The organism is Bacillus sp. FSL R5-0712 (assembly GCF_038593285.1).
In the GTDB taxonomy this organism is placed as follows: domain Bacteria; phylum Bacillota; class Bacilli; order Bacillales; family Bacillaceae; genus Bacillus; species Bacillus safensis.
This window is the reverse complement of the sequence record NZ_CP151981.1, coordinates 494,903-516,947: the sequence shown is the minus strand read 5'-3', so window position 1 is coordinate 516,947 and position 22,045 is coordinate 494,903. Positions and strand designations below refer to the sequence as shown.

Sequence of the window (22,045 nt, the reverse complement as noted above, 5' to 3'; positions counted from 1 at the left end):
ACCCATGTTTTTCCACATGGGTTTTTACACTACTATTGATCTAATTTTAATTTCTTCAATTGCTCTGCCAGTGCGTTATTGATTGGTTCTTCCACTTTCTTTTGTTTCTTCATATACTTAGACACATCGTGCTTACTGGCTTTCTTTTGATTGGATTGTGATTTGCGTTTTTCGAAAACAGACAGTTTTTCTCTATGGCCGCACACACAAGCAAAGATTTTGCCATCGCCTTCTCCGCGCAGCTCGAGCTTTTTATGACAGTTCGGGCAGCGTGCGTTTGTTTTCTTCGCCACATTTTTACGGTGGCCGCATTCTCGGTCTTGGCACACAAGCATGGTGCCATGTTTTCCGTTCACTTTCAGCATAAGTTTTCCGCAGTCCGGACAATGGGTGCCAGTGACATTGTCATGCTTAAAGGTTTGGTTCGTCTGTTTGATTTCAGATACGGCTTGTTTTGCATAGGACTTCATTTCACTCATGAATTGAGCAGCCTTTAGCTGTCCTTTTGCGATTTTAGAAAGCTTTTGTTCCCATTCCGCTGTTAACGCTGGAGACTTTAAGTCCTCAGGCACTAAGGAGAGCAGCTGCTTCCCTTTTGATGTGATGAAAATGTCTTTGCCCTTTTTCTCGATTAAGAAGCTGTTGAACAGTTTTTCAATGATATCGGCTCTTGTAGCTACTGTCCCTAGTCCGCCTGTTTCACCAAGGGTTTTCACTAAATCCTTTTCCTGATTTTGCATGAATGCCGCTGGGTTCTCCATAGCAGATAGCAGGGTTGCTTCATTAAAACGAGCAGGAGGTTTCGTTTCTCCTTTTGTTTCTTTCAGCTGGCGTACTTCAAGTGATTGCCCTTCGGAGAGTACCGGCAGATGCTGATCTGCTTCGCCTGATTCCTCGCCGTCTTCATAGGATTCATCATACACGGCTTTCCAGCCGGCTGATTGCACGATTTTTCCTTTTGCTGTGAATGTTTCACTGCCTATTTTGGCGATCACCGTTGTTTCCTCGTATTCAAAAGGATTCATAAGTACAGCAAGGAATCGTTTGGCAATTAGATCATATAATTTACGCTCTTTATCACTTAATGCACCAGGATACAGCTCTTCCTCGGTTGGAATGATCGCATGATGATCTGACACTTTTGCATCGTTGACGAACCCTTTGTGCGCTTTCACGCCTGATTGTAAAATGCGGTTCACATGCTGTGCGTACGGTCTGACATTCATTCCTTTTAATCGATCTTTTAATGTAGGAACGATATCCGCTGAAATAAATCGTGAATCTGTACGCGGATATGTCACAAGCTTATGTTGCTCATACAACCGTTGAAGCGTAGATAATGTTTCTTTCGCCGAGAAGCCATAGCGTTTATGCGCATCACGCTGCAATTCAGTCAGGTCGTACAGCCCTGGAGCAAAAGCTTTTTTCGCTGTTTTTTTCAATGCATCGATCACTGCTGGTTTTCCTTTGCAGCCTGCTAAGCGCTCTTTTATGACATTCTCTTGGAATGTGCGGTTTTGCTTTGTTTTGGCATCCTGCCAGGTCAACGTAAGTCCATCTACTAGTGCAGTCAATCCATAGAATGGCTTCGGCTGGAATTGCTGAATGTCTTCTTCTCGTTTGGCGATCATGGCAATCGTTGGTGTCTGTACCCGTCCGCAGGAAAGCTGTGCATTGAATTTGGTCGTCAGCGCTCTTGTTGCGTTGATCCCTACAATCCAGTCTGCCTCTGCACGTGCAACTGCCGAGCGATACAGGTTATCATATTCTCTGCCGTCTTTTAATCGTTTGAAGCCTTCTTGAATGGCTTTATCTGTAACAGATGAGATCCATAGTCGTTTTAGCGGCTTTTTCACGTGCGCTTTTTCAAGAATCCATCTTGCGACAAGCTCTCCTTCACGTCCAGCATCTGTTGCGATGACAATGTCTTTTACATCTTTTCTTGCGAGCTGCGCTTTCACTGCTTGAAATTGTTTACCTGTCTTTTTCATGACGACAAGCTTGAGCGGCTCTGGAATGATCGGCAAATCTTCTAAACGCCAGGATTGAAATTCTTTTCCGTAGCCTTCTGGATCAGCCAATGTGACCAAATGGCCAAGCGCCCACGTTACAATGTATTGATCTCCTTCTAAAAAACCATTTCCTTTTTTATGACACTTCAGCACACGTGCTAAGTCACGTCCTACTGAAGGTTTCTCTGCTAATACAACTGTTTTTGACACTAGATTTCACATCTCTTTCTTCTATCCATCCTTTTATTATAGCAGACGTGGAGATGTGGTTCTAATGACGGATTATTTCTTCAAGCGCTTAATGATTTCATTTGTGATTTCTTGTGTTTGATAAGCCCCGCCGATGTCTGCCGTTAAAAAGTTGTCTGCTGTGACTGACTCGATGATTTCGAGCAGGTGTGTGCCCAGTTCTTCCTCTCCGAAATGATCAAGCATGAGTTTAGCGGTCCAAATTTGACCGATTGGGTTAGCGATTCCTTTTCCTGCAATGTCTGGAGCTGATCCGTGTACAGGCTCAAACATGGATGGATATTTGCCATTTACATTGATGTTGGCGGCAGGCGCCACGCCAATACTTCCCATAATGGCAGCCCCAAGATCAGTTAAAATATCGCCAAATAAATTGCTGGCAACAATCACATCGAATTTCTCTGGTCTTGTCACAAAGAAGGCTGAGAGCGCATCAATGTGCTGCGAGTCTGCTGTCACCTCTGGATAATCCTTTGCTACGTCTTGAAACACTTCATCCCAAAATGGCATTGTATGAACGATTCCATTTGATTTGGTTGCACTTGTCACATGCTTTCGTCTTTTTTCTGCTAATTGAAAGGCAAAACGCATGGCTCGCTCTGTCCCTTTTCTTGAGAAAACAGCATTTTGAATGGCAAGCTGATCTTCCCCTTGATAGATGCGGCCTCCGATTTCACTATATTCACCTTCACCGTTTTCTCTTACAACAAGAAGATCGAAATCCTTTGGCTGAGCAAGCGGGGAGCGAATGCCGCTCAGCTGTTTTGCAGGTCTAACGTTAATCACCTGCTCAAATTCACGTCTAATTTTAATGAGCAATCCCCAAAGTGATACATGATCCGGCACTAAATTGGCATCTCCGACGGCCCCTAAGAAAATGCTGTCAAAGGCTTTTAGTTGTTCCAATCCATCCTTTGGCATCATTTCGCCATGCTCTAAATAATATTCACAGCTCCACGGAAAATCCTGAAAGGTGAAAGATAGACCGCCATGCACCTCTGATACCGCTTTCAAAACTCGAATGGCTTCAGGCACAACTTCCTTTCCAACTCCGTCTCCTGGTATCGCTGCAATTGAAACATGCTTCATTGATTTTTCCCCCTTTGTTATCGGTCGACCGTCGACCGTATTTAATTTGAGTTTACTAAAGAGTGCCTGTTCTTACAATGGACAAAAGACGCTTTTTGATCAAAGCGCCTTTTTATCCTGCACCAGTATCGGGGACTTCTGTTTCTTTCTTCCCGCACTTTTTTTATCTGAAAGCAGCAAACCTCCTAAGGTCAGTGCCGTTCCAAGCGCAGACATGAAGGTCAATCTCTCGTGAAGAACGATCATTGAAATGACCATCGTAATAATGGGCACTCCATAAATATACACACTCGATTTCACCACACCGAGCGTTTTCACGGAAAAGCTCCATGTCAGAAAACAAATAGCAGATGCGAAAAGACCTAAAAACAGTAAGTGGAAGGCAAACGATGGATTCGTGAATCGCTCCCAGTCTAAACGAATCTTAAAATGCCAGATCAATGGAATCATCCATAACAGTCCGTAAAAGAAGACACGCCTAGTCACCTGAATGATATGGTACCCATATTGGTTGATGATCTTCGATAAGATGGAATAGAGTGCCCAGACGATGGTAGCCGTTAATGCTAAGGCATCACCAAGTGGATTCAGCTGAAACGTCGTCATTCCATTCATGCTAATCAGCACAATTCCCGTCATCGCGATGAAAAATCCTATGAAAAACCGGCTGTTCAGCGGCTCATCTTTTAATAAAAAATAAGCCAATAAAAAAGAGAAGAATGGGACAACGGAGCTGATGACACCTGCATTCGAAGCGAACGTATAAGTAAGTGCGACATTTTCTAAAAAGTAATATAAGACCACACCGCATAAACCTGCCAGCGCAAACATCCCTTCATGCTTTTTACTTTGCACTTTCATGGTAACTGGATAGATGATCATTAGAGCCAAGTACCCTATAAAAAAACGAAAAAATAAAATCTCTGTTGGAGAAAAAGCCGTTAATAATATTTTGGTTGATATAAAGGTAGATCCCCATAAAAAAATGGTGAACATGGCTGCTAGATGACCAAGAAGCTGTTTATTTTTCATTTTGCTGTTACCTGCTTTGCAAAAATTTGCTGATACTGCCCTGGCGTAAGCCCAATAAATTCCGAAAAGAAATGAGTCAAATGACTTTGATCAGAAAATCCAGCGGCAGCAGCTACATCTATTGGCTTCATTCCTTGGGCAAGAAGTTCCTTCGCATAGTTCACCCTGATTGTCTGTAAATAACGATACGGCGTAATTCCTCTGAACTTTGTAAAAGCACGCAGCAATGAATATTTGTTCATGGACACAAGCTCACCTAAGTCATCTAACGATATATTTTCCGTGAGATGTGTCTCAATATATTGCTGTACGTCTTGGACTTTTTGTTCATTGGCATTGGCTGCTAATGCTTTTTCCTCTGGTGTATCAGAATAGGTTTCGATCAACTGCTTCATCAAAAAGTAAAAGGCTTCCTGTTTATTCAAAGCAGGAGCTTCTTCTGTGATCATTTGATGAAGATCATATAATTGCTTTGCTAGTTCACTTTGTGAAACCACAGGGGCTTTAAAATGCGGCTTGTGCTGAAAGACCTTCTCCAGCAACTCTGGTTCAATATTTAAGCTGCGATAATCTAGCGGCATGTGATCAAATTGTTCACATCCGTGGTTATCGTATGGATTGAAAAGAAGGATATCTCCTTTTTCAATGATGTATTCTTGATTTTGGCAGAACATACGTCTTTGACCGCCTTCAATAAATCCAATCACATAGTATGTATGAAAATGTTTTGGGAACTTTTTGATGATGGCATGAAAGCGATACGCCTCTATTTGCAAGTCCTGGTCAAAATGGACTGTTCGTTCCTCTAGTATTCTCATGTCGATCCCCTCTTTTCACTGAGCTGATCATTAGTGTAGCACACCCTTTTTCTCTTGGATTGTACGATATTGACTTTTCGATGCAGGCTTGCCTAGAGGGAAAAACTTGGATAACATGAGACAAAAGATGATGTACAAAAGAGGGAATGATGGGATGAATTCATTCGAGATGGAAAAACCAACACCGTATCACATGCAATTTTATGAACAGCTGAAGCAAATGATATTTGATGGCCAGTTTCAGCCAGGAGAGCGCATCAATGAAACGCAGCTTGCCAAACAATTTGGCGTAAGCCGATCACCGGTAAGAGAGGCGATGAGGCTGTTAGAAAAAGACGAGCTTTTAATCGCGGATCATCGCTCAGGCTATTCCGTCTATACGTTAACAGAAAAAGATGTCGAGGAGCTTTATCAAATTCGGGTGGCCTTAGAAACACTTGCTGTTGAGCTTGCCTGTAAGGAAGCCACGCAAAGAGAAATGGATGAAATTGAGCAGGTTCTCACGCAGGCGGACGAAGCGATCAAGCAGCAGCTGCCATCTAAAGAGATTGTCCAGTTACATGAAGCCTTTCACCAAAAAATCATTTTGGCGAGTCACAATGACCGCTTATCCAAACAATTGAATCACGTGAATGCACTCATTCACTATTGCCGCATCTTCCATTTTAGCGGCGGAGCTCGTGCTGAAACGATTCAAAGAGAGCATGCAGCCATCTATTCTGAAATAAAAGAACGCCGCTCCACAGAAGCCGTTCAAGCAATGACAGAGCATTTATTACATGATGTCATGCACTTAAAGCAAGTACTCTGTAAAACAAACAAAGAGTAAAGGACTTTTCCCATTTTTTAAGCATTCCATGAACATATTTTGAATTTTTCGTAGATTTCAGCATGTCCAGACGATCTTTCGTTTATATTAGAAGATGAGAAACTAGCTTTTATACAGGAGGATTTGTATATGCATACAAGTATTAGCCGTCTTCGACAGGCGGGTTTTATTGAGGGTATGTCTCTTTTAACCCTTCTTTTAATTGCCATGCCTCTAAAATATTTTGCGGATATTCCGATGGCAGTCACTATTGTAGGCTCTCTTCATGGCGCATTGTTTGTCATCTATATGCTCATTTTGGCATATGTGACTTTTAAAGTTCGCTGGCATTTGAAATGGTCCATCGCTGGTTTTTTTGCGGCTTTCATTCCTTTCGGTAATTTCGCCTACGATAAGGTACTCCGCCAATATGATACAAAAGCTTAATCAAAAAGGGCTAAAACGACATTCGTTTTAGCCCTTAGTCTTCACGCTGAAGCGTCCTGATAAAGGAACGCTTTTTTATATTGATGCATATTTCACAATGGCTGCTTGACGCGTCATATCGTGATACGCCACCCATAATTCATCACCAGGCAAGACGCTAGTGATTGGATCGATTGGCTGTTTCACTTCATACATCATGCCATTTCTCTCAACCTGAATGATTGCTAACGGCAGATTGCCGATGACGCCAGCAAATTCGATATTGGTCACTTTTGCGCTTCCTTGTTTCTCTTGCATAAGACCCATTTCTCTATCCAGCTCTTCTTTCTTTGTCTGGATCGTAATTTGAGTGCCAGCTGCGACCTGCATATGGTCAGGGATGAACTGGCTGACCGTTTTTGTGATGGATTCATCTCCGTTTGAAACCGTCACATCAAGCTGAATAGGCTTTTGCTCATGGATGGCAATTGGATATTGTTTCACACGCTGGATCGTTCCTGTTAACGTCACATCTTTCCCCGATCGATTCCGCACTTCATGGCCATAGGCTGCCATTTTGAGCTGGCCGTTGATGTCGACGAGATCGGCTTTTTCTCCTGTTCTAAATTCAAAACCAGCGGCTTGAATCATCGGAATGATATACGTTTTCTGATCTAATTCAAATGTGAGTGATAAGACGGTGCCTCGTCCTACGGTTCCATATGATTCTATTTTTCTCAAAACAGCGCCTTTGATGAACTTTGGCTGACTTGGCTGCGAGAAGTCACCTTCTTTTAAGAGCATTGCCTTTTTCTTCTTCGGATCATAGTGAATGACAATACGCTGGCCTGGCTGTGGTATCTGGGTGTAGGATACTACCGTTTTAACCGTCTTTTCTAAACGCTGCCCTTCATATTCAAATTGAAGCCGCATGCTGACAACTGGCTGTTCGTTGATGTAGGTGCCCGTTTCTTTAACAGACACAATATTGGCTTCTAATGTGACACTGTCCTTTATTTTGTTTCTTCTCACCAGTCTCAAAATCGGCGGCAGGAAGATCGCTAGTACAAATAATAACAGCGGGATCAAGATCCATATCGCCCAGTTAAGAATGAGCGGTCCGCCCTTCATTACATATTGCGTAAAGGTATCAACAGACGTTTGGTGGGCTGGACTGGCGTTTTCAATTGAGATGACCTTCTGCAAAGGAAATTCCTTTAGCTCTTTGCTTTTCGTCTCAAATGCACCCGTTAATTGATTGTCAAATGAATAATAGAGCCAATTGCTCTTCACATTTTTATTGAAAGAGAGCCCTTCTTTTTGTAAAGATTCATATGAAAACGACTGCAAAAGCTTGCTGGCTGACGTCGCCTTATTCGTACGATGGTTATAAATATAACCTGTCAGTTTGCCTTTTGCTTCGTCCTTTGCTGTAGAGCCTGCCAGGAGAACTTCTTCTTCATTAAGCTGGTAAATAAAGGTTTGATAAATCGGTTTTGGTGTTGGAACGACTTCCCCAAGCCTTCCTTCTGCATTCACTTTTCTTGCTCTTTTTGGATAGTTAGATTCGACAGCGACTGCAAAGTTTTGTGATGACCCGATTTTTTTCTCCAGCTGCTGCTCCACCTTATCTTCAATGAGGCTAAACGGTTCAGCGTTTTTGGAGACATAAACCCCCAGCTGATGCTTCTCGTTTGAGATGCCGCTGACATACGCCTTCTGGTCATTTTTCAAAGCCAATTCAAACATAGGAATTGGCGTCTGCCCTCTAAAGGAATTCATGACGACATCGATAGAAACGGGTCTTGCTGGCAGCTTTAGCTCGTTCAGATTGTGCACATGAAACTGCCCATTCTTCAGCTCACCGATGACCGCAGCGGCACCGTCCATTTCTCCTGTAAATACGAGCCGTCCATTCCATTGGTATGTATTCGTTTTTAAAAATGAGGGAATCTGCAGGTTATTTTGAACGAGCTCTTTCTTTTTTCCGCTTGGTGTTAGTTTCTCGATCAACAGCTGCCCGTCTTTATTTTTTAAAGCCAGTAAGAGATTGTTTCCTTGAATGGATGGCAGCATTTCATTAAACGAATCACTTTCTGTGGTCCATTCACTGATTCTTTTTCCTGATTGAGGATCATACATTGCAAAATGGAGCTGCTGGTCTTTTGATACAGCACTCACCACTCGTTTTCCTTCATCAAATGTAAACATTCCTTTGACGTCATACTCTGTTACTTTCCCATCTGACAAATCATCTTGGTAATGATTCCACACCAAAACACTGAGAATGATCGCTGGAATAAAGAAGACAATATATCTGAGGAAGATGACTGGTATTCTTTTCACTTGATCGCTTCCTTTCATGAGGTTCCTGTAACTTATACGTCAGTACAGCGAAAATGTTTCATGCTAGAAGAATACCATCAAAGCCTCTGAAATCCATATTTTACAAACTTTGTTGTTTACGATAAAATCCAATCAGATTCAAAAAAGGAGTTATCTCATTGGATAAGCTATCATCAATCATTCTAGCGGCTTGGCTGCGTGTCCCTCGCTGGTTCAAGCAATGGGTACTCGTATCCATTTCCATTTTCTTTTTTTATATGTGTTTTGTAAAGGGGCTGACTAGCTGGCACACCTTGCCGCCTGTCACTTTGCTCTCATGTGTGATTGGTTCCTTCATCATTTGGCTGATGTGGCTTAAGGGACAAAAAAATAAGTGAAAAGAGGACAATGATGAAAAAATCGATTCTATATTTTGCGATCTCTTTTGTGCTGCAATTCGTTTGGTTTGGTCTTGTGCACCCAAATAGAGGCGTGACACTGCTGGATATGTTCATGTTTTCTATTTTGTTTGCGGTCATGTTCTTTTTTATTGAGCGAATTTGGCGGTATCAGAAGAAAGGACAAAGTAAATGATCATGAAGCTCGCTTTGTTCACTCTGATGATCTGTGCATTTATCGGCCTGCTGTTAGTATCGAACCCTTTTGGAGCGGACGCCATGCGTTTGGTTGCGACCTTTGTTTTCCCTTTTCTTGGGCTCATAGGTTTCGGGGTCCTATTGTTTAACCCAATGAAAAAGGCTGCCAAATAGATGGCAGCCTGTTCCTTACTCTTTTCATGCAAATAAATAATCAATGTTTAATCTCCGTTACGGAGTGTATGATTAAGATTCGATCATATCAGTGTGTCATATGTGTTCCGAGTGAACCTACGTTTGAAAGTAAACGCCATGGAAGTTCTGGATAACAAGACAACGAAAGCCCTACCTCTCATTCGTCCTTACGGCTCCGAAGCCGCGCCAGTGTGAATTGTAAATCAAAACGTCTTTTTTCCATTCTTCCGCTTATATAGGGGGGCGGGTGCAGAAGGAAAAGAATAAGTTTGTTCGCTTTGACAGCGTCTCGTTCTTATCAAGTAGAAGCTCTATTGCTTCTCATTATGTCATAGAAAAAAGAAAGTTTACTTTCTTTATTTATTTGCTTATTTCAACACTTAATATCAAACTATAACACATTCCCCCTGCTTACGCAAGTGTTAAAGTGATAATTCTGCTGGTGTACGGCTTCCTTCATTCATATAACGAATGGAGGTTGGGTCAATCTTCAGAATCACTAGATTCGGGTCATCTTTTCCTTTAAACCATTTCTCCATTTCATCAGACCAAAGACGGTCGATCAGTTCCCGATCGTCGGTTAATGCTGCGGTGCCTTCAATCTCTGCATAAGTATCACCGAATCCATCGCCTGAATATCCAATGAGAATATGAACATTCGGATTTTTTTCAATTTCTTCTGCTTTATGTGTTTCTTTACTCGTTGGTGTATATAACGTCAGCCCTTCATGGAAAAAAGTCATGTAGCGAGTATGCGGCTTATCCTGTTCAACAGTCGCTAGTGTTCCGACCTTTTGTTCATCTAATAGGTTTAATACCTTTTGTTTTAATTCTTCTTGAGACATATCGTTTCACTCCTTCAAAATTTCATCCGTATTCGTAGGTTTCCACGACAGCCCATTCATTAAACAAAGAAATGTGTTTTTCATAAAAAGAGACCTTCTGGCTGATGCTATAGAAAACAGGTTCAATGAAGGGAGAAATTGAACATGCATCATGAAACGATGTTTCATTTAAGTTCACTTGTCATTGCGGCAGTTGTTGTTGGCATTATCGTATGGTCTGTCATATCTGTGCAGAAGAATCGCAAGAAATACTAAAAACACCGCCCAATCAAAGCTGGGCGGTGCCGCGGTAGATCATGTATTCATAAAGGAACCGCCATTGACGTGAAGTGTCTGTCCTGTCATATAAGACGATTCGTCAGAAGCCAGCAGCACAAAGCAGCCGACATGCTCTACAGGCTGTCCTGGTCTTCCCATTGGGGTTTCTGCCCCGAAGCTTTCCACACTGTCTTCATCAAATGTAGATGGAATGAGCGGCGTCCAAATTGGACCTGGCGCTACACCGTTCACTCGAATCCCATCTTTCACAAGCGATTGTGCCATAGAACGCGTAAAGCCGTTGATGGCTCCTTTTGTCGCCGTATAATCAATCAGCACTGGGTTACCCCGATATGGATTAATTGATGTTGTATTAATGATGGAGCTTCCCGGTTTTAAATAATCCAATGCCTTTTTCGTAAAATAGAAATAGGAATAGAAGTTGGTTCTAAAGATTTGGTGAAGCTGTTCACTAGAAATATCCTGAATCCGTTCTTTCGGGTGCTGTTCAGCCGCATTATTCACTAAAATGTCTAATTGACCAAAGGCTTCAACTGTTTTTTCTACTGCTTTCTCACAAAAGGCTTCGTCACCGACATCTCCTGCAATCGTTAAACATTTGACGCCTTCCTGTTCTACGCGCTTTTGCGTATCCTTTGCATCCTCATGTTCATTTAAATATACAATGGCGACATTTGCACCTTCTTTTGCATAGGCAACAGATACTGCCCGTCCAATTCCACTATCTCCACCTGTAATCAGTGCCACTTTTCCTTTTAGCTTGCCAGAACCTTGATATGATTCATCCTCAAAGATCGGCGCTGGATTCATTTCCCTTTCACTGCCTGGCTGTTGATCCTGCGTTTGGCGCGGAATGCCATTTGTTAAATATTCACGTAAATCCATGTGTAAGCTCCTCCTTGATTTGTTGATGTATCCTTTCATTACCACCTCATTTTTCCACTCAAACATCATGAAGCTGTACAGATGTGTTCCCGAAAATCAGCATGTTTGAAGAAGGGAAAAATCGGTTACATGATCATCAAAAAGGAGCGTTCTCACATGCTGTCTACTATTTCGAAAACCTTTAGCAGACCAAAAGGCTGGCTCGGAAGCATCGCTGGATTCATTATGGCAAATGAAAATAAAGCATTGAATCAGTGGGCCATTCGCCACTTAGATTTGACAGATGGTGAAAACATTTTGGAAATTGGCTATGGACCCGGCTACAGTATTAAACATATGCTCAAGCATTATCAAAACCTTCACATTGATGGGCTGGATGCTTCTTCTACCATGCAGGAGCAAGCACAGTCCCGCGTCAGCAAACGAGCAAAAGACAAACAGGTTAGGCTGTATGTCGGAAAAATCGAGAAAACACGTCTTCCCGGAGAGCAGTATGACAAAGTGCTGTCTGTTAATAATTTTACAATTTGGGATGATCCAAAAACGGGATTACTCAATCTTTATCACACTTTGAAACCAGGCGGGACACTCGTTATTGTGATGCAGCCAAGAGAAAAAGGAGCTGACGCCAAGCGGACAAAAGAGATGGGTGAAAACATATTAAATGACATACAGTTTGCAGGGTTTGACCAATTTTCTATTGAGTATGAAGAAATTCGCCCTACCCTAGCTGTCTGTGTCACAGCAAAAAAGCCGAGAAGCGAATAAGCTCTCGGCCTTTTTCTTACCACTTTGCCTCTTTGACAAATTGATAGAAAAGCTGATGTAATTTCTGTTCAATGTCTTCCTTAGTCCCCTGTCCATAAAGCGCCATGCTTTCTTCACTTTCAATGATGGATGAACTGATCAGACTAAACATTTCTGATCCTTCCTTGCCAAGCTCTTGCGGCGCCAGCATCATGAGCATTCGTGACATCTGCTGCTGCCCGCCATCCATGCTTTTAACCTCGTATGCCTGATCAAGATCATAAATATGAAAAATTGGTTCCTTGATGTCTGCATGCTTTAAATGAAAAAGAGCAAATTCAGTACCAGGTATGCCTAAGCCGCCTTGCTGTTCACGTTCCAGAAGGCCGCTCGCCACATCATCCGCATGTATGATAAACCCTTCCTCTTCAAGATGACGAAGCAGCTGCCTGATGGTTTCATCATGCTGCGGCATCGTCTTTCTTTTTTCGATGGTAAAATGGGACAGGATGCTGCGAATCACAAACATATAATTTGTCACCTGCTCTGCAACCGCCATCATATCAACGGTTTCTTGCACCAATTCTTTCGGAGATTCTTTTGTTCTTTTTTTCTCGATGATATAAGGAATCTTCCGTTTAATATGAGCCTTCACACGCATGGCATCATCCTCGTTTAAAAGCGGGCTGACCATGATGTAATCGATATGCTCATATGGGATTGGAACGGTCGAGACAATCATGTCATAGCTCGATGCATCGATTTCCTTTAGTTCCATCAAAGAGGATAGATCGAACTTGGCGATCTCCGGCAATTCTTTTTTCAACCGGGAGGCGAGCATTTTCGAAGAACCAATCCCGCTTGAGCAAACAACCAGCGCATGAATTTTTGTTTCTTCTTTTTTGATTTCAAGCACTGAGCCAAAGTGAAGCACAAGAAAGGCGATTTCATCCTCTGGAAATTCAATCTCTGGAAAGAAACGCTCGACTCCTTCTTCAATCGCCATAAACAGCAAAAAGTAGTCTTTTTTAATTTGTTGTGTGAGCGGATTATAGATTCTCATCTTTTCCTTTAGACGGTTCATGGCAGGTTCGAGATGAGACACGAGCCCCTCATACAATGAATCATTTTCATTGAGATGATAGCCGGTTTTATTTGAAATAAAATCAATGAGCTTTTTCGTTCTCAGCGCTATATCCAGCTCAATTTCATCAATACGGTATTCTGCCCCAAAGCTGCGATTTGCACTGCGAAGATGGATGGTCATATATCCGACCTCCGCTTCAGGAATCTCGACATTAAACATGCGTTCAAGCGCTCTTGCCATTCGAAGTGATGATTCAAATTCCTTCGTCCTCTTTAATTCCAGCAGCTCTTTCTCTTCCATCCGAATGGTTTCCCCAAGCTGAATACGTTCGATGGCATAGGTTAAGTGAACAACAAGTGCAATATAGGCACTATCAGATAATGAGAGTGACAGTCGATCTTTCAAATGAAAGAGCAGTCTTTCTACCTTAAGCAGCTGTCCTCTGCTGACAACGCCAAACACTTTTTCCGTCGCTTTCGTTCGATGTTTGATATTCATTTCAATCGTTTCTAAAAATAATTGAATGTCGAGCCGGTCAACAATGAGATTGCCGACAATTTTCCGTTTTGCTTCCTCCGGCCCTTTTAATTCAATGCCGTACCCGCGCTTGCGGATAAGCTGCAAACCATATGGAGCAATCCACTCCGTCAGTTCATCTAAATCATAGCTGATCGTCGCATTTGTTACCTGTAAGTCAGCTGCGAGTGTGTATAATTTCACCGGTTCCTTCGCTTCAAGCAGCGCACATAGGATTAAGAGCTTTCGTTCATCTGAGCTATATTCGATTTGATCCTCATTTGACATATGAGCAAGAAGCCGCTGTTTATCCTCCTGTTCGCCGACTGCCTTCAAGCCTTTCCCCGGCTGTTTATCTAATGAAAGATGATAATCTTTCAATATTGGTTTAATGGATTTTAGTTCTCTATGGATCGTTCTAGTACTCACCTGAACAGAATCGGCTATCTCACGAATGGTGACATAACGATTTTGCTGAATGATGTATTTAATGACTTTCTGTTCTCGTGCCGTTATGTACATGAAATGCCTCCTTCTGTATAAATAGGTCTATTGTCACATCTTAATATAAAACGCTTTCAACAAGCGATGCAATCTTAAGTTGATCTGACTTTGGCACAGCGGCTATGACAAAATTAAAAACAAAGGTTTCATCAGACGCTTCTCCAAAATGACGGTCCATAATCCTTTTGATGAAATTGAACCTTTTGTTTTTGAAAAGGCAGTGAACCTCCGGCTTTTAAAGAATAAGTCGGATTGTATACTGGAGAGCCAAAGCAATAATCGATTGTGCCTTCTTCCGGACGGAACATGACGGTTCGCATCGTTCCAAACAGCTCCTCATAATTGTGCACAGCCAGACCATCAGGATATTCTGTCTGGAACAGTTTCACAAGAGAATCACTTGATCGTTGCTCTTTTAAAGCTTCCATTAACATATCGTATCTGACAACAGAATGATGTTTGGTCATCCCTTTTGCTGTTTGATCCGCTACCGGATGATTCGTTGCGGCAATATAACCTCTCTCCGGTCTTCTCACCATTTTTTGACCATCAATAATTTCAATCACAGCCGCCTCTCCTTTTCGATCAGCAAGCATGATATGAACATTTGAGGCAACAGGCATTTCCTTGATAGAGCGAATGGCTTCCTCGACTTTTTGACAGGATTCCAGAACAGAGCGAATCACATGATACACTTGCAAACCCGCTACTGCTGGAGGCTTTAAACCTGGTTCATTACCAACCGGCGGACCGCAAGCAGAGAAAGTCACAGCAAGACCATGCTCATTCATCCCATCAGATCTGCCAAACAAGAGCAGTGACGAGCCTGTATGATATGCCGAGCCTTTTACATGTGTCGTCACAAGACGCATATCATCAAAAATCGGGGAGAAATCATAGTTACGCAGCATGACTGTTTGTTGACCTGACGCCATATTCCCCTGCCTCACGCAGTGGGAACAGCCCGGCTGAAGATGAGATGAATAGAAAAAGGTTAAATAACGCTCATCTAATTGCAGTTCATCACAAAATCCAGCAATCTCTTCATCTAACTGTGGAAGATAAGGACGCATCAGCTGCTTCGTTTCCTTCACAGCCTCCTTTCTTGCCGGTTCTGTCCGAATATATTGTGTCTTTAGCAACGGATTCTCCTTAAGCCAGGCAGCCTGCTGTTTTCCCACTTCATAAGCCGTTCCTGTCATCTCTTGAAAATATGCACTGATCTCCTCCATGCCTGTACACCTCTTTCGCCTTCGTTTCTTTTATCATATCGAAACCGTCATTTATTGAAAAGGATGAAAAAAACTGCAATCCCACCGGATTACAGCTGTTTACAGTGTGCTTGAAACAATGCTTCTGCCATTGCATCATACCCCTTAGGATTCGGGTGAAATTGATCAATCGATAAGTAAGCTCTTTCATGCCCTTCAAACGCTTTGTACACATCCACAACTTCTACATGCGGATTCGCAGCAAGCAAACGAAGTTGTTGATTATATTGCTGAAGCCACCGCCCGGCTATTGGTATTTGCGGAAATGGATTATATAAATTCATGAAATACACGTAGTAGGGCTGATGCTGCCCTCTTTTGATCTGAGCGATTTCTTGAATCATCTTGCTAAAATTCGCCTGGCAATGCATGACTGCTTGCAGCAGTTTCTTTTCATCTTCACTTTCTTCATACTGCTGAACAGCTTGAACAAGGTCATTCCCACAGCCTGTGATGGTGATGATGTCAGCTGCCGCAATCGAACGTCTCACCTCTGACCGTTTGAAGAGCTGTAAAATCTGCTCGGTCGTTAACCCTGATTTTGCAAATACGGACAGCTCGACTGGTGCATGCGTCTTTTTTTCAAGCATCCACCAAAACCGCTGAACAAATCCTCCGCCAAATAAACGTGCCCCCACCCCAACTGTTAAGGAATCTCCAATCGCAACATAGGATCGTCCCACTCTTATCCCTCACTCTCTCCTGCCTTCTCTTATATATACGAATTCGGAGAACAGATGCTTGTAGCAGATGACTTAGGGGCATCCATCTTTTTTTGAGATGCAGCGCCTTTACAAACTCTTTACTTGCGATATCGAACGTTTTTTTGTTCAATAAGAGTAGACTTTTTGCGCTGAAAACTGCGTGTTTACGCGTTCCAGAAAAATTTACAAACTTTTTATCTTGATTTCGAGACTTTATACCTTGACTTCAAACTACATTGTGATTACAATGAAAATATCAGTTTTCATGTAACTGTGCTTGTTACATCTTTTTCATAGCATTCCAATATGATTAAAGATGCCACATATTCAGTGTATCTTTGGGATACACTAAAAAAATCACTGAAACAGAAAGGATTGAATGAACATGGCAAAAGTTTTATACATCACTGCACATCCGCATGATGAAACAGTTTCTTACAGTATGGCTACTGCTAAGGCATTTATCGAATCTTATAAGGAAGCAAATCCAAGTGACGAGGTTGTACATATCGATTTGTACAAAGAAAACATCCCTCACATTGATGCAGATGTATTCGCTGGCTGGGGCAAACTTCAATCTGGCGCTGGTTTCGATACACTTTCAGCTGAAGAGCAAGCGAAAGTTGCTCGCCTAAACGAATTAAGTGATCAATTCGTTTCTGCTGACAAATATGTATTTGTTTCACCACTTTGGAACTTCTCATTCCCACCAGTTCTTAAAGCATACATCGACTCTGTTGCTGTAGCTGGTAAAACATTCAAATACACTGAGCAAGGTCCTGTTGGATTATTAACAGACAAAAAAGCTCTTCACATCCAAGCACGTGGCGGATACTACACTGAAGGTCCTGCTGCTGAACTTGAAGCAGGTCACCGTTACCTTGGTACAATCGCTAGCTTCTTCGGAATTCCTTCTTTCGAAGGTCTTATCGTTGAAGGTCACAATGCTGAGCCTGCAAAAGCAGAGCAAATTAAAGCAGATGCAATCGAACGTGCGAAAGCTTTAGGAAAAACTTTCTAATAACTGCACGCAAAAAGCCAATGATCTTTACGGTCATTGGCTTTTTATTTGTTCAGATGAAAAGCCTAATTCTCTCGAAATATCACTGGCGGCTTTTTTCACGTGTTGAATTAAGTAAGGCAGGCGTTCTTTTTGATAGCCTGCTTCAAATCCTGCAATGCTAATACCTGCTGTCACTTCCCCAAGATGATTGAAAATAGGGGCTCCAATCGCAGCTGTATAGTTTTCAAGCTCAGAATAGCTTAGCGTATATCCCCGCGCATTTGATTCTTCCAGCATGTTTCTTAGAACCTCTTTATCTGTGATGGTCCCAATTCCGATCTTCCCCAGCTCAATTGAGTCAATATAGGCAAGTCTCTCGCTCTTTGGCAAAAAAGAGAGAATACTTCTCGCACAAGCACCTGCATATAGGGGAGACCGTCTGCCAACGGCGGTGTAGAGACGAACAGGCTGCGTACCTTCAATCTTTTCCACATAAATGGCTTCGTCGCCCTCACGAACAATGAGCTGTACAGCTTCTCCTACTTCATCCCGTAAGCTTTCCATAAATGGTCTTGCAATCTTCCGAATATCAAGGCGGTCCGCCACAAGCTGACCGTATTCAAGGAACATTAAGCCTAATCGATAAACACCTGTTTCTTGCTTTTCTAACAGCCCCATATCGGCTAAAGAGCTTGCCATACGATGGACAGATGTTTTCGGCATACCTGAAAGCTCAATCATTTCATTTAATGTTAATTGATCGTGAGCGATAAACAGCCGCAAAATCTCCATTGATTTCACGACCGTTTTATTTGTGTTTTGCATCTTCTTCACCTTTTCTAAACGAGAATGCTTCTAGCTTGATTCTTGCGGCCAGCTCCCTCAGTTCTGCTTCTTGCTTAAATAACGCCTGCTCTGCATCCCGATGATCTATTTGTTCAAAATACAGATTTGCCCCAGGCATTGCTTGTGCAATAAGCGGCAAATCAACAGTCGCTACTTCTCCAATACGCGGGTATCCGCCTGTCGTCTGCCGATCTGCCAGCAGAATAATCGGCTGGCCATCAGGAGGAATTTGAATGGATCCAAAGGCGACCGCTTCTGAGATCAATTCCAGTTTTTCTTTTAAATGAACCGGCTCTCCCTTCAGCCGGCAGCCCATGCGATCTGATTGGGGTGTGACCTGATAAGGCTGCTCAAAAAACGCGATTTGAGATGTTTCTTGAAAATGAGAAAGATGCCTGCCTGCCAGCACACGAATCACTGGTGATTTCCGCAGCGGTAAAAAATGATCATGACTCACTGTCCAATCGGGTGCGCCGTATCCCGCCTGTTTCACTTTATTTTTTAGCCTATCAAACAAAAGATCCGCTACGATAGACGGCTCTCCAACAGGCAGAATGTCGCCTTTTTCAAGCGGTCGTCCTTTCAGTCCACCGATCCCTGCTCTGACATAGGTGCTTTTGCTCTGCATGACTGGCTCCACATCAAATCCACCTGCCACAGCAAGATAAACGCGGCAGCCTCTCTTACAAAGACCAAAAGTGATCGTGCTTCCTGATCGAACAAAGAGCGGCTTCCATAATGGTGCTCGCTCTCCATCAATATCAATCTCTACATCAGCACCAGTGACGGCAATGAGCTGATCCTTCTCACATGTGAGCACAGGCCCCGGCCCCATCAACGTCACTTCCAGCACGGCTTCGTTTTCTTGGTTGCCGGTGAGAATGTTGGCGATTCTAAGTGAGAGCGGGTCCATGCCGCCGCTCGTTAAGATGCCATACTTTTGATAGCCTTGCCGCCCTTTATCTTGAATGGTTGTGTACATCCCTGGCTTGATGACATGAATACTCAACGTTCTGCCTCCTTCATGCTGAAAAATTCCTTTTCAGACATTTGGACAAATCTGACCTCGTCCCCTGCTTTCAATAGACTCGGAATTTCCTCGTCTGGGCGAAAAAGCGGCAGCGGGGTTTGTCCAATGAGCTGCCATCCCCCGGGTGTGGAAATTGGATAAACGCCTGTCTGCTTTCCTGCAATACCAACAGAGCCTTTTGGAATGGACATCCTTGGTGTTTCTCTGCGTGGTGCTGCGATCTTTTCAGACAGCCCGCCTAAAAACGGAAACCCTGGGGCAAATCCAATCATATAGACAAGATACGTCCCAGCAGTGTGAATACGCACGACTTCCTCTGGCGTTAAACCATTGATACGGGCAACCTCTTCTAAATCAGGGCCCAGCGCTCCCCCGTAACAGACTGGAATGTCAACGATGCGGCGCTTTACTTGAATTCCCTCCTGCCATTTGTCTTCAAGAAGTTGTTCAATATAGCCTTTGACCCATTCATACGGAGACAGGTCATGTTGTTGAAGTCGGGCCGATTGATGAACGGTATAAGGCTCGTAAAAAACAGTCACGTTTGTAAAGGCTTGAACCGCTTCTACATATCCTTCAAATGGGTGCTGTTCAATACATGCAAACAGCTGCTCAACACGTGCATGAATCTCCTCACGTATATCAGCTCCAGCTTGGATGACGATCGCTGCATCTCCCAGCGGGTGGTAGGTGATAGAATCTTTTATCGTTGAAAAAGCCACTTGAGGACACCTCTCTTTCTACAGTACACCGAGCTTTTGATCTCTTTGATCTGTGATGAACATATGCCCGGGTGCATGAGTAATCGCAATGTCGGGTTTTGTATGCATGACAATGGCTTGCGGCGTCACACCACATGCCCAAAACACCGGGACCTCTCCTTCTTTGATCACAGACGGTTCTCCAAAGTCAGGCTGACCTACATTGGAAATGCCAATCACCGCTGGGTCCCCGATATGGATCGGGCCGCCATGGACTGACGGAAATCGAGACGTCACTTGAACACTTCTTGTGACCTGATGCGCCGGAATAGGTCTCATGCTGACTACCATCGGGCCATGAAAGACTCCTGCTTTTTCACAAGCTATATTCGTTTGATACATGGGTACGTTATGACCGTCTTCGATATGGCGGACAGGAATGTCATTCAGCATAAGCGCGTGCTCAAACGTAAAACTGCATCCAATGAGAAAGGCAACCATATCATCCTCCCAATAAGCAGAGATATCTGTGACCTCTTCTTCAAGAATCCCTTTTCGGTAAATACGGTACTTAGGAAAATCCGTACGAATATCCGCTTGAGGCGCCGACCGTCTTGGCACTGGATCACCTGGATCCAGTACATCAAGCAAGGGACATGCAGCTGGATTCCGCTGACAAAATAAAAGAAAATCAAAGGCCAGTTCCTTTTTGACAATCATTAAATTGGCTTGAGCAAACCCTTCTGCAAAGCCAGCCGTTGGTCCTGTGATCTTTTTTTCGCGAATCAATTCTCTCATCTGTGACGGCTCATATGTTTGATAAGTATTCATCTGAATCAGCTCCATAGTTTCGGGATTTCATTAATGATGGTATAGCCGCCCATCATCGTCATGATGACCACAACAAATGCACCAGTCACTGTCAAAAAGAATGGATGACGATAATCTCCGACAATGTCTTTCTTATACGCCGCAACGAGTAATGTGCCAAGGGCGAGCGGCAAAATCAATGCATTGATCGCTCCAACTAATATCAATATGTTCACTGGTCTTCCGATCGTAATAAAACAAATGGTTGAGAGGGCAATAAAGCCAATGATGATACCACGCTGGTTTTGCTCAATTTTTGGTGAGAAGGTTTTGAAGAAAGAAACAGATGTATATGCCGCTCCAATGACGGATGTAATCGCCGCAGCCCACATAATAATTCCAAACATTTTATATCCGATATTTCCTGAAGCTAATTGAAAAACAGAGGCAGGCGGGTTGGATGGATCTATCTGCAAGCCTTTTGAGACAACTCCTAATGCGGCAAGAAAGAGTGCTACACGCATGACAGATGTAATTAAGACACCGAAAATAGAGCTTTTCGTCACTTGCGGCAGTGCTTCCTTCCCCTTAATACCTGCATCCAGCAAGCGATGCCCGCCAGCAAAGACGATATAGCCGCCTACTGTTCCGCCCACAAGTGTCACAATAGATAAAATATCAATCGTTTCTGGGACAAATGTTCTCACGGCTGCTTCTCCAACGGGCGGCGCTGTTGAAATCGCCACGTACAGCATCAGGCCAATCATGACAAAACCTGCTATTTGTGTGAAACGGTCCATTGCTTTCCCAGCTTCTTTAATCACAAAGATCAAAATGGCAATGACAGCACTGATGGCTGCTCCGATTCGCGGATCAATTCCTGTGATCACCTGAAAACCGAGCCCAGCTCCAGCGATATTTCCGATGTTAAAGGCAAGTCCTCCTATGACAATCAAAAAGGCCAGCACATACCCGAGACCCGGGAGTACCATATTGGCAATATCCTGACCTCGTTTTTCTGACACGGCAATGATGCGCCATACATTTGTTTGTGCAAAAATATCTAATAAAATGGAGATCAAAATGACAAACCCAAAGCTAGCTGCAAGCTGCTGTGTGAAGACGGTCGTTTGTGTTAAAAATCCCGGTCCGATCGCGGACGTCGCCATTAAAAAGGCAGCGCCCATGAGCATAGACCGATTCCCCTTTGGAGCCTTCATGTGTTTGACTTTCTCTGTTTTCATGCTGTTTCCCCCTTTGATGACAA

The 22,045-nt window shown here is 43.2% G+C and carries 21 protein-coding genes; 6 read left to right on the top strand and 15 right to left on the bottom strand.

Going from position 1 to position 22,045, the window contains the following annotated elements:
• Positions 1-32: 32 nt before the first annotated feature.
• The 4 genes from NSU11_RS02450 to NSU11_RS02435 all read right to left on the bottom strand — a co-directional run bounded on the left by NSU11_RS02450 (position 33) and on the right by NSU11_RS02435 (position 5,200).
• Complete coding sequence (locus tag NSU11_RS02450) at positions 33-2,222, bottom strand: DNA topoisomerase III (protein ID WP_111289772.1); 2,190 nt, start codon at positions 2,220-2,222, stop codon at positions 33-35.
• 72 nt (positions 2,223-2,294) lie between these two features.
• Positions 2,295-3,350: a tartrate dehydrogenase gene (locus NSU11_RS02445; protein ID WP_197197966.1), complete on the bottom strand. Its 1,056-nt coding sequence runs from the start codon at positions 3,348-3,350 to the stop codon at positions 2,295-2,297.
• A gap of 99 nt (positions 3,351-3,449) precedes the next feature.
• Positions 3,450-4,382: a DMT family transporter gene (locus NSU11_RS02440; protein ID WP_197197965.1), complete on the bottom strand. Its 933-nt coding sequence runs from the start codon at positions 4,380-4,382 to the stop codon at positions 3,450-3,452.
• On the bottom strand, positions 4,379-5,200 hold the full coding sequence (locus tag NSU11_RS02435; protein WP_197197964.1) for an AraC family transcriptional regulator: 822 nt from the start codon (positions 5,198-5,200) through the stop codon (positions 4,379-4,381). The genes NSU11_RS02440 and NSU11_RS02435 overlap by 4 nt, the downstream gene beginning before the upstream one ends.
• A gap of 154 nt (positions 5,201-5,354) precedes the next feature.
• Here NSU11_RS02435 and NSU11_RS02430 point away from each other — a divergent pair, with 154 nt between their 5' ends.
• Both NSU11_RS02430 and NSU11_RS02425 read left to right on the top strand, forming a co-directional pair.
• Complete coding sequence (locus tag NSU11_RS02430) at positions 5,355-6,029, top strand: GntR family transcriptional regulator (RefSeq protein ID WP_144472998.1); 675 nt, start codon at positions 5,355-5,357, stop codon at positions 6,027-6,029.
• Positions 6,030-6,158: 129 nt separating this feature from the next.
• Entirely contained in the window at positions 6,159-6,455 is a 297-nt protein-coding gene (locus tag NSU11_RS02425) for a DUF3817 domain-containing protein (protein ID WP_008347156.1), read from the top strand.
• A 75-nt stretch (positions 6,456-6,530) separates the two neighbouring features.
• Here NSU11_RS02425 and NSU11_RS02420 read toward each other — a convergent pair whose 3' ends face one another.
• Positions 6,531-8,780 (bottom strand): hypothetical protein, encoded by a 2,250-nt coding sequence (locus tag NSU11_RS02420; protein ID WP_260856643.1) that lies wholly within the window; start codon positions 8,778-8,780, stop codon positions 6,531-6,533.
• A 158-nt stretch (positions 8,781-8,938) separates the two neighbouring features.
• On the opposite strand from NSU11_RS02420, the gene NSU11_RS02415 reads away from it, so the two are divergent.
• Together NSU11_RS02415 and NSU11_RS02410 are read left to right on the top strand one after the other, a co-directional pair.
• Positions 8,939-9,157, top strand: a complete 219-nt coding sequence (locus tag NSU11_RS02415; RefSeq protein WP_034283837.1) for a hypothetical protein — start codon at positions 8,939-8,941, stop codon at positions 9,155-9,157.
• 13 nt (positions 9,158-9,170) lie between these two features.
• The gene (locus NSU11_RS02410; protein WP_024425563.1) at positions 9,171-9,353 is read left to right on the top strand and encodes a hypothetical protein; all 183 of its coding nucleotides are present in this window, start codon (positions 9,171-9,173) and stop codon (positions 9,351-9,353) included.
• A gap of 619 nt (positions 9,354-9,972) precedes the next feature.
• Here the strand turns inward: NSU11_RS02410 and NSU11_RS02405 are convergent.
• Both NSU11_RS02405 and NSU11_RS02400 read right to left on the bottom strand, forming a co-directional pair.
• Positions 9,973-10,395 (bottom strand): pyridoxamine 5'-phosphate oxidase family protein, encoded by a 423-nt coding sequence (locus NSU11_RS02405; protein ID WP_342493780.1) that lies wholly within the window; start codon positions 10,393-10,395, stop codon positions 9,973-9,975.
• 294 nt (positions 10,396-10,689) lie between these two features.
• Entirely contained in the window at positions 10,690-11,559 is an 870-nt protein-coding gene (locus NSU11_RS02400; protein ID WP_342493779.1) for an SDR family oxidoreductase, read from the bottom strand.
• A 156-nt stretch (positions 11,560-11,715) separates the two neighbouring features.
• Here NSU11_RS02400 and NSU11_RS02395 point away from each other — a divergent pair, with 156 nt between their 5' ends.
• On the top strand, positions 11,716-12,327 hold the full coding sequence (locus tag NSU11_RS02395; RefSeq protein WP_095407850.1) for a class I SAM-dependent methyltransferase: 612 nt from the start codon (positions 11,716-11,718) through the stop codon (positions 12,325-12,327).
• Positions 12,328-12,343: 16 nt separating this feature from the next.
• On the opposite strand, the gene NSU11_RS02390 is transcribed toward NSU11_RS02395, so the two are convergent.
• From NSU11_RS02390 to NSU11_RS02380, 3 genes are all read right to left on the bottom strand, one after another.
• Positions 12,344-14,431 (bottom strand): BglG family transcription antiterminator, encoded by a 2,088-nt coding sequence (locus NSU11_RS02390; RefSeq protein ID WP_342493778.1) that lies wholly within the window; start codon positions 14,429-14,431, stop codon positions 12,344-12,346.
• Positions 14,432-14,562: 131 nt separating this feature from the next.
• Positions 14,563-15,645, bottom strand: coding sequence for a C45 family peptidase (locus NSU11_RS02385; RefSeq protein ID WP_342493777.1), 1,083 nt, complete (start codon positions 15,643-15,645; stop codon positions 14,563-14,565).
• An 89-nt stretch (positions 15,646-15,734) separates the two neighbouring features.
• Positions 15,735-16,367, bottom strand: a complete 633-nt coding sequence (locus NSU11_RS02380; RefSeq protein ID WP_144473009.1) for a GDSL-type esterase/lipase family protein — start codon at positions 16,365-16,367, stop codon at positions 15,735-15,737.
• A gap of 406 nt (positions 16,368-16,773) precedes the next feature.
• Here NSU11_RS02380 and NSU11_RS02375 point away from each other — a divergent pair, with 406 nt between their 5' ends.
• Positions 16,774-17,409 (top strand): FMN-dependent NADH-azoreductase, encoded by a 636-nt coding sequence (locus NSU11_RS02375; RefSeq protein ID WP_003214444.1) that lies wholly within the window; start codon positions 16,774-16,776, stop codon positions 17,407-17,409.
• A gap of 33 nt (positions 17,410-17,442) precedes the next feature.
• Here the strand turns inward: NSU11_RS02375 and NSU11_RS02370 are convergent, their stop codons facing one another.
• Genes NSU11_RS02370 through NSU11_RS02350 form a run of 5 tightly spaced genes read right to left on the bottom strand, consistent with a single transcriptional unit; the run spans position 17,443 to position 22,022 of the window.
• On the bottom strand, positions 17,443-18,216 hold the full coding sequence (locus NSU11_RS02370; RefSeq protein WP_203129291.1) for an IclR family transcriptional regulator: 774 nt from the start codon (positions 18,214-18,216) through the stop codon (positions 17,443-17,445).
• Positions 18,200-19,246, bottom strand: coding sequence for a biotin-dependent carboxyltransferase family protein (locus tag NSU11_RS02365; protein ID WP_205183293.1), 1,047 nt, complete (start codon positions 19,244-19,246; stop codon positions 18,200-18,202). Before NSU11_RS02365 ends, NSU11_RS02370 begins: the two co-directional genes overlap by 17 nt.
• On the bottom strand, positions 19,243-19,989 hold the full coding sequence (gene pxpB / locus NSU11_RS02360; protein WP_095407764.1) for a 5-oxoprolinase subunit PxpB: 747 nt from the start codon (positions 19,987-19,989) through the stop codon (positions 19,243-19,245). Before pxpB ends, NSU11_RS02365 begins: the two co-directional genes overlap by 4 nt.
• Positions 19,990-20,007: 18 nt before the next feature.
• Positions 20,008-20,799 (bottom strand): putative hydro-lyase, encoded by a 792-nt coding sequence (locus NSU11_RS02355; RefSeq protein ID WP_144486136.1) that lies wholly within the window; start codon positions 20,797-20,799, stop codon positions 20,008-20,010.
• A gap of 5 nt (positions 20,800-20,804) precedes the next feature.
• A complete protein-coding gene (locus NSU11_RS02350; RefSeq protein ID WP_311165048.1) occupies positions 20,805-22,022 on the bottom strand; it encodes a divalent metal cation transporter in 1,218 nt (405 codons plus the stop codon).
• Between the last annotated feature and the right edge of the window lie 23 nt (positions 22,023-22,045).